Here is an 11486-nt window from a genome sequence, read left to right as displayed (position 1 = left end):
ACGCCCCTGGCATCATTCCGCCCCCAGCCCACGCTGCCACGCTCGCCCAGATGACGCCTTGTTCAGCAGTCTCCTAGCGCCGCTCGTGCCACACAGCCAGCGCGGTGCGCGAGGCCAGACCGAGCTTTGCCAGGATCCTGCTGACGTGGTTCTCGATGGTGCGCTCCGACAAGGTGAAGTGCCGCGCGATCGCGGCATTGCTCATCCCCTGGGCGACCAGCGCCGCAACCTCTGCCTCGCGTGGGGTGAGCACTGGGTCTCCCTCGCCGGACCCGAGCAGCGCGTTGAGCTGGTCGACCAGCGGCGCCATGCCGAGTCGCCGAGCGAGTTCGAGGGCGGTGTGGGCGTGCTCGCGGCGGGCGCGCGAGCGAGTCGGTTCGAGGGCGGCGAGCTCGGCGAGCACGTACGCCTTCGAGGGGAGGGCGTGGACCTCCTCGACCTTTGCCAACGTGGACCGCAGATGTTCGTGTGCCGCCGTCAAGTCGCCGAGCACGCGAGCCAAGCGGCCAAGCGCCAGGCCCACGGGACCCTGGTAGGGCGCGTGGGCGTGAGCGACGACGTGCTGGTGCTCGTACGGCAGGAGGATGCTGTACAGCTTCGCTGCGTTGGCCTCGTCACCCAGCCAGGCGCAGACGTCTGCGCCGTCTGCGATCGCCATCAAGAACTCCGGCGCCTCCACCGGCACTGCCGCGACAGGGGCTGCGAGCGCTCGCCACTCGTCCGCGGCCTCGGCGCGGAGGCCGGCACTCTTGAACGCCACGCACAGCCAGGTGCGTGCGACGAAGGGGAGGTGCTCGACCTGCTCGCGCACCGCGTCGAGCAAGGGCTTCGTCGTGCCCTGATGGCGCGCAGCCTCGAACGCGAACGGCAGCCGCAGGAACGCCTCGTCGCTGTGCTCGCCGCCGATCAGGGCAGCCTCCTCGGCAAGGCGGACGCAATCGTCGAATCGGCCATCCACGAGTGCCTGTGAGGCCCGCACCAACAGCGTCCGCGACTGCCATGCCGGACCCAACTGCTCGGCCAGCACCGTCAGTGCCGCTAGCCCGCCCAATAGCTCCACGCGTCGGCCGTTGGCGGCGTGAACGTCCATCGACCACAGCCGACCCCACGCCTGCATCTCCCTGTCGCCGAGGGTGAGGCCCAGCGCAACGGCGCGGCGTGCGAGCGCCAGCCGGTCGTCCGCGAGTAGCGGGTCCTGAAGAGCGGCGACGCGCGCCTGGATCTCGACGAACTCGGCCTCCGCATCCGTTCCTCCTTCGACGTCAACCAGCTCGATGGCGCGAAACATGTCGCGGGTCGCCTCGACCTGGACTGCGACCCGGGCTGCCGCCTCCTGCCCTGCCGGTCCGGCGCGGAGTAGCAGCGCGAGCGCCTCGCTGGACAAGGCGTGCACTCGCGCGCGCAGCAGGGGATCGACTGGCCGGCGGACCAACGTGGCCGCAGCCGCTACGAGCGACGGGTCGGTGGTCTGGGTGCAGCCCTCGACGACCGCAACGCAACTTCGCACAGCGTCGGCAACGGCACCCGCGGCGTATTGTTCACGAGCCTAGCCGAGCCGCTCGCGGAGAGGTCCTCCATGCCCACCACCGTAGGGCTCACGAAGCCGCGGCTGCTGCCTAGTTGAGCGCCTACTTGAGTGGTTCCCCTCATGTGCGCCCATGGCGGGTCTTCCTAGCGTCGACAGCATCAGCAGCGCCGTCTCAGGAGGACCACCATGACGACCCACTCCGTGCAGCCAACCACGACAACCCGGCCGCTGCGCCGCGGCTTGCGCGCCGCCTTGGCCCCGGGCTTGTTCACCCTCATCGCTGGTGCTGTGCAGGGAGACGGCGCCCTCATCACGGCGGCCTACCGCAACGCCTCGCCGATCCCTGACGAGCAGCTGTCCTACCCGTGGGACGGCGGGACCGCGATCACGACGTCGCTGATCTGGGGTAGCACCCAGGTTCTGATCGTGGTCGGCCTCATGGCTTTCGCGCGTAGTGAAGCGGCGCCCACCCGGGCCGGCCGGGTTGGAGGGCGGCTCGCCGTGGTGGGCGCGGTGCTCTACGTGGTCGCGCACGCGCTGTCACTGGTCGCCTACGACGCCGCCTTCGACGACCCGATCTCCATCGCCGTGCTGTCGTGCTTCGGCGTCGGCACGCTGCTCACCGCGGTCGGCCTGATCATGGCCGGCACGGCGGCACTACGCTCGGGAGTGTGGGCTGGCTGGCGCCGATACACGCCGCTCGTGCTCGGAGTCTGGATGGTCGCGATGATGCCGCTGCAGTTCACCGCGGCACTTCCGGTTGCTGTCGGTGTCTACGCCGCCGCGACGATGGCCTTCGGCCTGGCCTTGCTCGTCGAGGGCTTGACGCATGAGTGGCAGCCGTGACCACGCGCTCGCCATGTATCGCCTCCGGCCTAACGCTCTCCTCCGCTGCGCCGGGATGGGACTCTGCATCCCGGCGCCTTCAGGCTCAGTCACAAATGCCGGACCGGGCGTGTCACCGCAGGCAAGCGCGAAGGGAGGCACCTCGATGAACCGGTCACGGAGGGCAGCGTTGGTGACCTGGGCATACTCCGCCATGTTCGGCGTCCCGGCAGTGCCTGTCGCGATCTTCCTCACCGAGCAGGGCAGACTTCCCTCGCTGTGGGGCCTGTTCGACATGTACGCCGGTCCCTGGTCCTCCCGGTTCGCTGACGACCGTGTCGTTGCGCTACTCCTGCTGTATTCCGGACTGGTACTGGCTGCGGTCGTGTCGGGTTGGCTGCTGTGGGAGATGCGCAAGGCCGGCGCGGTACTGAACCTGGCACTGCTGCCAGTGGAGGCAGTCTTCTGGATCGGTCTCGCTCTCCCCATTCCCTGGCTGTTCGGGTTCGCGAGAGTCGCGCTGGTGTCCCTGGCGTGGGCGGAGATCTCCGGATCGCGCCGTCAGGCGACTGCCGCGACGCCAGGCAGAACTCGGCCGCCGCCGACGTAGCCGAGATCACAGGTAGCGGCAGACGTCCTCGGCGTCGCATGCGGCCGGGTTTGCCTGTCCGGCTTCATCACGCAGCCGGGCGACGGTGGCGCGAAGCCCTTGGAGATCGGCGATCTGTCGGTCGATGTCGGTCAGTCGGATGGTGAGCAGGGCGTGCACGTGACTGCAGGGCGTCTGCCCGGTGTCGCGGATGTCGATGACCTCGCGGATCTGGGCCAAGGTGAGACCGGCGGCGCGGCCGCGGCGGATGAAGTCCAGGCGGGTCACCGCGTCGGGTCCGTAGTCCCGGTAACCGTTGCTGGCCCGGTGGGTGGGCGGCAGGAGGCCGGCCTCCTCGTAGAACCGCAGCGTCTTGGCGGTGGTGCCGGTCGCCTCGGCCAGCTCCCCGATTCGCATGATGTCCCTTCCGACGGCACTTGACCCTCCCCCGCGCTGGAAGGTTCAGGATGAGCACCGTACCCCCTTGAGTCGGCGTTTCGTGAGGAGAACCTTGACCGAGCACACCGGCACCAGCAGCACGGCCCGTGGCCGCTACGACGTGGGCCTGGCGGTCATTGGATCCGGCGGCGCGGCGATGGCGGCCGCGATCGAGGCCCGCCGGCGAGGTGCCACGGCCGTCGTCATCGAGCGCGGCATCCTGGGCGGAACCTGCGTGAACCGCGGCTGTGTCCCGTCCAAGGCGCTGCTGGCAGCTGCTGGCGCCAGACACGCCGCGCTGACCAACCCGTTTCCCGGCGTGCCCACCGGCGCGGGCGACGTAGACCTGGCGGCGCTGATGGACCAGAAGGACGGCCTGGTCTCGTTCCTGCGGCAGGCCAAGTACGCCGACGTCGCGGCCGCGCATGGGTTCAAGATCGTCGAAGGCGAGGCCCGGTTCCGCGACCCCGAGACGCTGGAGGTGGACGGTCGGCCGCTGCGCGCTCGCGGCTATGTGGTGGCCACCGGAGCCCAGCCGCACATCGATGGCATCACCGGGCTTGAGCAGGTGGAGTACCTGACCTCGACCACCGCGATGGAGCTGCGCGAGCTGCCGGCCTCGCTGGTGGTCATCGGTGGCGGCTACGTCGGGATGGAACAGGCCCAGCTGTTCGCGCACCTGGGTACCCGGGTCACCGTGGTCGGCCGGTTGGCGCCGCACACCGAACCGGAGCTCGCGGCGGTGATGCGCCGGGTGTTCGCCGATGACGGCATCACCATGATCGAGGAGCACGCCGTCACCGTCGCCAACCTAGGGGGCGGCGTGGTCGTGACCACAGTCTCGGGTGCCCGGGTCGAGGCCCAGCGGGTGCTGGTCGCGACCGGCCGCCGCCCGGACACCACCGCACTGAACCTGCCCGCGGCCGGCGTGGCCATCGACGACCGGGGCTTCGTCGTCGTCGACGAGCACCACGCCACCGGAAACCCCCGCGTGCACGCCGCCGGCGACGTAGCCGGCACCCCGCAGTACGTGTACGTCGCCGCCGCCTCCGGGCACGTGGCCGCCGCGAACGCACTGGAGCCGGAAGGGCAGCGGATCGTGGACTACACCGGGCTTCCGGCGGTGACGTTCACCCGTCCGCAGGTCGCCTCCGCCGGCCTGACCGAGGCCGCCGCACTCGGGGCCGGGTTCTCGTGCGACTGCCGGGTGCTCGACCTGGCCGACGTGCCGCGAGCGCTGGTGAACCGGGACACCCGGGGTGCGGTCAAGCTGGTCGCCGACACCGACACCCGCCGGGTGCTCGGCATGCACGCGGTCGCCGACGGGGCTGGGGAGATCATGTTGGCAGCCACCTACGCCATCAAGACCCGGATGACCGTCGACGACCTCGCCAACACGTGGGCGCCCTACCTGACGATGGCCGAGAGCCTGCGCCTGGCCGCCGGCCTGTTCCGCGACCAGATGCCCACCTCCTGCTGCGCGTGAGAGGAACCCGGAGCGATGACTGATGAGCCGCAGACCCCGACCTCGGGGCTGCTCGAGGTCGGTGACGCCGATGCGGCTCGGGTGCGCCGGGCCGCGTTCACGCGACTGCTGGCCACCGCGGCCCCCGTTCCCGCAGCCATGCTGGCCACCGAAGTCGGCCTCACCGAAGGACAGGTCGAGGCCGAGCTCAGCAGGCTGGCCGCTAGCGGCGCCATCAGCCGCGACGACTCGGGCGCGGTCGTCGCGGCCGGCGGCCTATCCGTCACACCCGCCCGGCACCAGCTGCTCCTGGACGGCCACGAGTACTGGACGTGGTGTGCCTTCGACGGCATCGGCATCCCCGCCGCCCTCGAGCTCGACGCGGTCGTCGACACCCGCTGCCCGACGTGCGGCGGAGGGCTCCGGATCACCATCACCGGAGGCAATCCGCCTTCGGACAGCCCGGTCGTCGGATGGCTCCCCGGCGGGCCGTGCATTAACGTCCAGGCCGACTTCTGCCCCGACGCCAAACTGTTCTGCACCGACGCCCACCTGGCCACCTGGCGCCAGACGACCGGCGACCCGCCCGGAACCGCCGCGCCCCCGGGCGAGCTCGCCGAGACCGGACGGCAGGTGTGGGCCGACCTCGCCCGACTGCCCCGTCAGCCAGACGCTTCGGTGGGAAACTAGCCAGGTGAGCGCGGCCCCGGACACCGACGACACCCAGCCCCACACCGATGGGTGCTGGTGCTGCGGCCAGCCCTACCCGCCTGATCGAATGGTGCGCCTCGGTGCCCACCCGGAAGTGACCGTGTGCGCCGACTGCGCCACGTTCCTGCATCGGCGCGCGGCCCTGCTCGGCGCACACGCCACCCCGGTCGCCCACATCCGCCGCGCCACCCAAACCATCCGCGATCAAGTGCTGTCCCGCCAGATCCATGAGCGACGAGTCATCGGGCCGCTTCTTCGCTGGCTGGACAAGTTTCTTCCCTAGCTGGGTCACCAGGACATCTCGTGGCACGAGGCCGGGTCAGTTTCGACCTGGAGGGTGACGTGCTCCACGCCGAACCGCTCGCGCAGCACGTCACGCGCCGCAGCGAGCACCTGGTCGTGTCGGCGGCGCTTGCCGCCACCAGGTGGGCCGTCGCGACGTTCATGCCCGAGGTCAGCGGCCACAGGTGCAGGTCGTCCACGTCGGTCACTCCCGCGATACCGCCTGGCTCGTCCTCGACCCGGGCTCAACGCCGGCCGGCGCATGCTGCCCTAGGACCGCCAGCACCTCGCGACCCAAGATGACGGCACGGATGGCGACGAAGACCGCGATGGCGAACGCGATGGCGGTGTCCCACCACGCGCTTCCCGTCCGGGCGACCAGCACGCCGGCCACGATCACCGCCAGGCCGATCGCGCCGACAATCAGCATCGCCCCGCTTTCGACCTCGACCGAGGCCCCGATCCGGCCGATCGCCGCGATCGAGACGTACGCCGCCACACCGAGCATCAACAGCACCGCCAGACCGGAGGCGAACACAAGGGCACGGTAGGAACCGAAGGTGCGCATGCCGGTGGTGTCCTTGCGGGTGGCGATCCTGGTCGCGGCCAGGGCGGCGCCCACGGCGACCACGTCGGCGGACATGTGCCCCGCGTCCGACAGCGGCGCCAGCGAGCCAGACCACAGCCCGAACCCGAGCTCCACCCCGAAGAAGCCGGCCACCAGCCCGAAGGCGACCGTCAGCCGCCACCGGTGACGACCCGAGGCACTCGCGTGCCCGTGGCCGTGCCCCGCACCCATCAGCGCCCCGCTCCTCGACGGGGAGCCGGTCGAGGCTCGCCGGCGTTCGAACACAGCACGGCGGCCTCCCCGGTGGCGGCGAGGAGCTCGTCGACGACCCCGAGCACACGGAGCACCAGCTCGGGCTCGGTCAGCGCGAAGACCGATGAGCGTCCGACCGGCCGAGAATCAACCAAGCCGCACCCGCGCAGGCAGGCCAGGTGCTTCGACACCGTCGACTGCGCCAGCCCGAGGTGGGCCATCAAGTCCACCACCCGATGCTCCCCCATCGTCAGTTGCTGAAGGATCACCAGCCGGGAGGGATCACCCAGCGCCCGCAACAGGCACGCCGCCGGTACCAGCGCCGCCCGCTCATCATGCTCGTCGGTTGCCGCGCCAACCGTGCTTATCATCGTCATCTAGCAATGATATGCCAAATGGGTTGGAGTAGCAGCGCACCGACCGCGGCTGACGTCCTCGTCGGGCATGTGAGGTCCAGGCTCCTGCGGGTTCGGGGAGCGCTCCGCGCTGACGCGGCTGGCTGTTCAGTGTCGCCGCGCGGAGATGCTCTGGATGCGATAGCCACCCTTTGGCAGGGCGGGGAGCCGGCGGTAGTCCACGGCGGCCAGCGGCGGCACCGGGGTGTAGGTCAGGTGCCTGGTCAGCTGGTCGAGTGCCGTGGCGATGAGGCGGGTGGCGACGGGCTCGCCGGGGCAGCGATGGTGCACGGCGGGGTCGCCGCCACCTTGGGGCACGAACGCGAATGGGTTGGGGTTCTCGCGCAGAAATCGTTCGGGATCGAAGCGCGTGGGCTGCTCCCACGTTCGAGGGTCGTGGTTGGTGCCGTACAGGTCCAGCAGTACGCGCCGGCCCCGGGGAAAGCGGTGGCCTCGCCATTCGAACTCCTCGCGCACGATCGCGGCCGCGGCGGGGAAGAACGGGTAGGTGCGCCGTACCTCCTCGATGAATGCCAGGTCCTCGGCGCCGTTGCCCTGGGCGAGGCGTTCGCGCCAGGTCGGGTGCGCTTCGAGGGCATGCGCGACGAAGGTGATGTAGACCGCCGTTGCGACGGTGGGGCGTAGCACGTTGAGGAGCTCCACCGCGGCGACCCGAGGTTCCATCGGCTGACCGTCGGGCTCCTGATGGTGGGCGATGACCGAGGCCGCGGACCAGTCGGGGACTGCCAGTCGGCCCGAGCGGATCCGTTCGATGACGTCGGCAGTCCATGCTTCTGCGGCCTTGCGTGCTGCCCGGGACCGCAGGTGACCCAGGCCGATGTCGCCGGCGTCGTCGAAGAGCGCGGTCAACTGCCGAGTGCGGTTCTCGACCTCGGCCTCCGGGAGCGGCACCCCTGCCCACTCGCAGACTGCCCGGGTCAGGAGCAGCTGGAGCTGCGGGTAGAGGTCGATCTGTCCGGCGACCGCCCAGTACCCGACTGCCCTTCGCCAATTTTGGGTCACGAGTTCTGCCAGAACCTCGACTCGGTCAGGCTGAATGATCTGGAGGAACATCGCCTTGCGCTTCCGGTGGTGCTCGCCGTCGAGGCCCTGCACGCCTCCCTGGCCGAAGAGGGTCTTCTGCAGTGGTGGCGGGGCGGCTCCGGCCCGCTGGAAGCGGGCCGGGTCGTAGAAGACACCGGCGGCCTCGGCGCCAGTCATGCAGGTGGTCTGCCGCAGGAGTAGTCGTGTCTCGAAGACGTCCTTACCCAGGTCGGCAGCCCGGCGGGAAATGTAGCGGTACGGGCCCCGAAGGAGTGCGATCGTGCTGTCGGCGGTCTTGAGGTCGGAGAATGTCATCAGATGGTCCCTTCTCGTGGCGTGGCTCGACGGTAGTCACAGTCACCGGTGACGAGTCCGGCACTCGGTCGGTCATCGGTTTGTGCTCGCGCAGTTGTGGGCGCTGGAGTGTGCGCTGGCAGCGGTAGGTCTCCGGAGGGGAATCCAGCCTCCCGGCCGCGATACGCAGTCGGGTGACCACCCGGCTCGGGCATTGGTAGGTCTCCGTTGGTCATGACTTCTGGGCGACGCCGGCGAGATAGTCGCTGCCGACGTAGGTACGCCAGTTGTCGGCAGGATCGAGTCCGTGGTCGGTAAGCTCGGCGAGGAACTGCCCGGCGGTGAACCGGTCCTCGGTCGGGTGGTCGAGAAGCCGTCGGTAGCTGGGCCGAGCGAGCGCGGCGGCGGTGACCTCGAGGAAGAAGAACCGGCCGCCGGGGCGCAGGACCCAGGCGACCTCGGCCACGGCATCACGCCAGTTGGTGATGTGGTGGATGATTCCGAAGTCGAACACGGCGTCGTAGCCTGCGTCACGTGCGCCCAACGCTGCCTGCAGGTCGTCGGCGCTGCCCTGCACGACGCGGACCTGGTCGGCATACCGGCGCAGCCGGCGGCGGGCCCGGGTCACCATCGCGGGGTCGAGGTCGACGGCGTCCACGGTGGCGGCGCCGAACTGGTCGATGATGAGCTTGGTGCCGTAGCCGGAGCCGCAGCCGATCTCCAACGCGTGTGCTCCGGGGGTGCGGCCGCCGAGCCGGCGTAGCATCGGGGCCTCGACGCAGCGCTGGAAGGCTCGGTTGGCGGGGCTGGTGACCAGGAGGGTCTCCACTCTGTTCATCAGCATCAGTCGGTGCTCCGATCCTCGGGGACGGTGCTGGCTTGTGGGGAGTGACGCTCAGGGCTGCCGGCGGAGGGGCTCCCGGCGGAGGGGCTCCCGGCGGTGGGGCTGCCGGGTAGGAGCAGCGCGGTGAGCACGGCGCTGAGCCCGGCGGTGATCGCGGTGGCGATCAGCACCAGGGTCATGCCGTGCAGGTAGGCGCTTGTCGCGCTGGACGCGAGCGCGGGGTCGCCGAGGCGGGTGGAGGTGGCGAGGGCTCCGGCGATGGATTCGCGGGCGGCGGCCGCCTCCTCGGCCGGCAAGCCGGCGGTGTTCACCCGACTGGCGTAGCCCTCGGCGAGGAGGCTGCCGAGCAGGGCGACGCCGAGGGCGCCGCCGGTCTGGCGCAGGGTCATGGTGATCGCGGTACCGCTCCCGGCTTGCTCGGTCGGCAGCGCGTCGAGCACCGCGTCCATGGCCGGCGCGAGCGCCATCCCGATCCCGAGTCCGGCCGTGGCGAGCCAAGTTGCGACTAACGCATAGCTGGACCGGAGGTCGGTGAGCGCGCCAATGGCCACTCCGGCAGCCAGGATCGCCAAGCCGGCCGAGACGGGCACCCGGTAGCCGGCGCGCGCGGCGAGCCGCTCTCCGGCCGGGGCGCCGACGACCAGGCCGCCGATCAGCGGGAGCAGCCGCAATCCGGTGCCGAGGGCGTCGTGACCGGCGACGAACTGCAGGTACTGCGGCACGACGAACAGCAAACCGAGCATGCCGAAGGTCACGAGGACGCCGGCGATGCTGGCCCACAGGAACTGGGGCCGGGTGAACAGGTGCAGATCGATCATCGGGTCGCGGACGCGTAGCTCCCAAGCCACGAAGCCCGCCAGCACCAGCACTCCGGCACTGATCGCCCCGATCGTGACCGAATCGGACCAGCCGCGACTGGGGGCCTCGATCACCCCGTAGACCAGCGAGGTGAGCCCGGCCGTGGACAGCACCGCCCCCAGCAAGTCGGGGCGGCGTGGCGTTGGGTCGCGCGACTCAGGGAGCAGGACCGCGATGGCGATGGCGCCGATGATCGCGATCGGGACGTTGATCAGGAAGATCGAGCCCCACCAGAAGTGCTCGAGCAGGTAGCCGCCGATGATCGGCCCGAGCGGGATACCGATGCCGAGCCCCATCACCAGCAGCGAGACCGCCTTGCCGCGCTCGGCGGGACCGAAGAGCGCGGCGAGGACCGCGAAGGCGACCGGCATGATGATGGCTGCTCCCAGTCCCATCACGCCGCGTGCGGCGATCACCAGGGCGGCCGAGTCGACCCCGGCGGCGATAGCCGAGGAGACCCCGAACAGGCCGAGACCGATGAGGAGCAGCCGTTTGCGGCCGTACCGGTCGCCCATGGCCCCGCAGCTGAGCATCAGGCCGGCGATGACCAGGACATAGGCGTTGACCATCCACTGCAGGCCATCGGTGCCGACCTCCAGCTCGGTGGCGATGGTCGGCAGGGCAACGTTCATGATGGTGATGTCGAACCCGAGGGTCAGCACGGCCAGGCCGAGCGCGGCCAGCGCCCACCAGCGCCGCGGGTCGTCGTACGCAGTCGCCATGATCCTTCTCCTTTCCGTGTGGCGGAGTCCAGTCAGTCGGTGAGGCCCAACCGGTTGTAGAGCCGTCGTAGCGGCGCGGGGGCCCACCAGTTGGCCTCACCGGCCAGCCGCATGATCGCGGGCACCAACAGGCCGCGGACGATGGTGGCGTCGAGGACCACGGCCAGCGTCAACCCGACGCCGATCACCTTCAGGGCGGTGAGATTCGAGGCGGCGAGGGCCAGGAAGACGGTGACCAGAATGGCGGCCGCGGCGGTGATCAGTCCGCCGGTGCGCTGCAGTCCTTGGGCCACCGCTTCGGTGGTGGTGGCGCCGGTGCGGTGGGCCTCGGTGATCCTGGACAGCAGGAAGACCTCGTAGTCCATCGACAGGCCGAAGGCGATACAGAACACCAGCACCGGCAACGTGGTCTCCAGGGTGCCGGTCGGGGTGAAGTCGCCGACCAGCCAGCGCAGGTGCCCCTCCTGGAACACATAGACCAGGGCCCCGAAGGTGGCGCTGAGGCTGAGCAGGCTGGTCACGATCGCCTTCACCGGGATCAGCAGCGACCCGGTGAACAGGAACAGCAGGACGAAGGTCGACAGCGCGATCACGCCTAGGGCGTGTCTCCCTATTGGCGAAGCCAGATCGTGATGGCGCGCAGGACGACTCCGCCGCGGTAGACGACGGCT

14 protein-coding genes are annotated in these 11486 nt (G+C 70.2%); 5 read left to right on the top strand and 9 right to left on the bottom strand.

All coding sequences use genetic code 11. The features are described 5' to 3' along the window. Window positions 1-73 precede the first annotated feature (73 nt). Entirely contained in the window at window positions 74-1384 is a 1311-nt protein-coding gene (locus Q1B24_RS21580) for a LuxR family transcriptional regulator (protein WP_299932942.1), read from the bottom strand. A 330-nt stretch (window positions 1385-1714) separates the two neighbouring features. Between Q1B24_RS21580 and Q1B24_RS21575 the strand changes: the two genes are divergently transcribed. Both Q1B24_RS21575 and Q1B24_RS21570 read left to right on the top strand, forming a co-directional pair. Next, window positions 1715-2374 carry a hypothetical protein gene (locus Q1B24_RS21575; RefSeq protein WP_299932939.1) on the top strand — a complete coding sequence of 220 codons (660 nt, stop codon included), beginning with the start codon at window positions 1715-1717 and terminating at the stop codon, window positions 2372-2374. A gap of 193 nt (window positions 2375-2567) precedes the next feature. Continuing rightward, window positions 2568-2963, top strand: coding sequence for a hypothetical protein (locus Q1B24_RS21570; RefSeq protein ID WP_299932936.1), 396 nt, complete (start codon window positions 2568-2570; stop codon window positions 2961-2963). Between the two features lie 6 nt (window positions 2964-2969). Here the strand turns inward: Q1B24_RS21570 and Q1B24_RS21565 are convergent, their stop codons facing one another. Next, a complete protein-coding gene (locus Q1B24_RS21565; RefSeq protein ID WP_299932933.1) occupies window positions 2970-3359 on the bottom strand; it encodes a heavy metal-responsive transcriptional regulator in 390 nt (129 codons plus the stop codon). On the opposite strand from Q1B24_RS21565, the gene merA reads away from it, so the two are divergent. The 3 genes from merA to Q1B24_RS21550 are packed head-to-tail and all read left to right on the top strand — an operon-like array spanning window position 3322 to window position 5839. Beyond that, on the top strand, window positions 3322-4866 hold the full coding sequence (merA, locus tag Q1B24_RS21560; protein WP_299932930.1) for a mercury(II) reductase: 1545 nt from the start codon (window positions 3322-3324) through the stop codon (window positions 4864-4866). The two genes, Q1B24_RS21565 and merA, sit on opposite strands and share 38 nt — an antisense overlap. Window positions 4867-4881: 15 nt before the next feature. Continuing rightward, window positions 4882-5535 (top strand): organomercurial lyase, encoded by a 654-nt coding sequence (merB, locus tag Q1B24_RS21555; RefSeq protein WP_299932927.1) that lies wholly within the window; start codon window positions 4882-4884, stop codon window positions 5533-5535. 4 nt (window positions 5536-5539) lie between these two features. Next, window positions 5540-5839, top strand: a complete 300-nt coding sequence (locus Q1B24_RS21550) for a hypothetical protein (protein ID WP_299932924.1) — start codon at window positions 5540-5542, stop codon at window positions 5837-5839. 5 nt (window positions 5840-5844) lie between these two features. Here the strand turns inward: Q1B24_RS21550 and Q1B24_RS21545 are convergent, their stop codons facing one another. From Q1B24_RS21545 to Q1B24_RS21515, 7 genes are all read right to left on the bottom strand, one after another. Beyond that, window positions 5845-6021, bottom strand: coding sequence for a hypothetical protein (locus tag Q1B24_RS21545; RefSeq protein WP_299932921.1), 177 nt, complete (start codon window positions 6019-6021; stop codon window positions 5845-5847). Between the two features lie 22 nt (window positions 6022-6043). Next, window positions 6044-6559, bottom strand: a complete 516-nt coding sequence (locus Q1B24_RS21540) for a cation transporter (RefSeq protein ID WP_299932918.1) — start codon at window positions 6557-6559, stop codon at window positions 6044-6046. Between the two features lie 77 nt (window positions 6560-6636). Beyond that, window positions 6637-7035 carry a metalloregulator ArsR/SmtB family transcription factor gene (locus Q1B24_RS21535; protein ID WP_299932915.1) on the bottom strand — a complete coding sequence of 133 codons (399 nt, stop codon included), beginning with the start codon at window positions 7033-7035 and terminating at the stop codon, window positions 6637-6639. A gap of 126 nt (window positions 7036-7161) precedes the next feature. Next, the gene (locus Q1B24_RS21530; RefSeq protein ID WP_299932912.1) at window positions 7162-8412 is read right to left on the bottom strand and encodes a cytochrome P450; all 1251 of its coding nucleotides are present in this window, start codon (window positions 8410-8412) and stop codon (window positions 7162-7164) included. Window positions 8413-8623: 211 nt separating this feature from the next. Beyond that, window positions 8624-9235: a class I SAM-dependent methyltransferase gene (locus Q1B24_RS21525; RefSeq protein ID WP_299932908.1), complete on the bottom strand. Its 612-nt coding sequence runs from the start codon at window positions 9233-9235 to the stop codon at window positions 8624-8626. Further along, entirely contained in the window at window positions 9235-10815 is a 1581-nt protein-coding gene (locus tag Q1B24_RS21520; protein ID WP_299932905.1) for an MFS transporter, read from the bottom strand. Before Q1B24_RS21520 ends, Q1B24_RS21525 begins: the two co-directional genes overlap by 1 nt. Window positions 10816-10847: 32 nt before the next feature. Further along, window positions 10848-11486 (bottom strand): MMPL family transporter (locus tag Q1B24_RS21515; RefSeq protein WP_299932902.1); only part of this gene is annotated, 639 nt, incomplete at its 5' end.

The organism is uncultured Nocardioides sp., from assembly GCF_947488025.1.
GTDB lineage: Bacteria > Actinomycetota > Actinomycetes > Propionibacteriales > Nocardioidaceae > Nocardioides.
The sequence above is the reverse complement of the archived record's forward strand: the minus strand, read 5'-3'. Positions and strand labels throughout refer to the sequence as shown.

Coding starts and splice junctions, on each gene's coding strand:
- Q1B24_RS21525 (WP_299932908.1), bottom strand. CDS start 9,235: ATGCTGATGAACAGAGTGGAGACCCTCCTGGTCACCAGCCCCGCCAAC.
- Q1B24_RS21565 (WP_299932933.1), bottom strand. CDS start 3,359: ATGCGAATCGGGGAGCTGGCCGAGGCGACCGGCACCACCGCCAAGACG.
- Q1B24_RS21535 (WP_299932915.1), bottom strand. CDS start 7,035: ATGACGATGATAAGCACGGTTGGCGCGGCAACCGACGAGCATGATGAG.
- Q1B24_RS21530 (WP_299932912.1), bottom strand. CDS start 8,412: ATGACATTCTCCGACCTCAAGACCGCCGACAGCACGATCGCACTCCTT.
- merB (WP_299932927.1), top strand. CDS start 4,882: ATGACTGATGAGCCGCAGACCCCGACCTCGGGGCTGCTCGAGGTCGGT.
- Q1B24_RS21520 (WP_299932905.1), bottom strand. CDS start 10,815: ATGGCGACTGCGTACGACGACCCGCGGCGCTGGTGGGCGCTGGCCGCG.
- Q1B24_RS21575 (WP_299932939.1), top strand. CDS start 1,715: ATGACGACCCACTCCGTGCAGCCAACCACGACAACCCGGCCGCTGCGC.
- Q1B24_RS21570 (WP_299932936.1), top strand. CDS start 2,568: ATGTTCGGCGTCCCGGCAGTGCCTGTCGCGATCTTCCTCACCGAGCAG.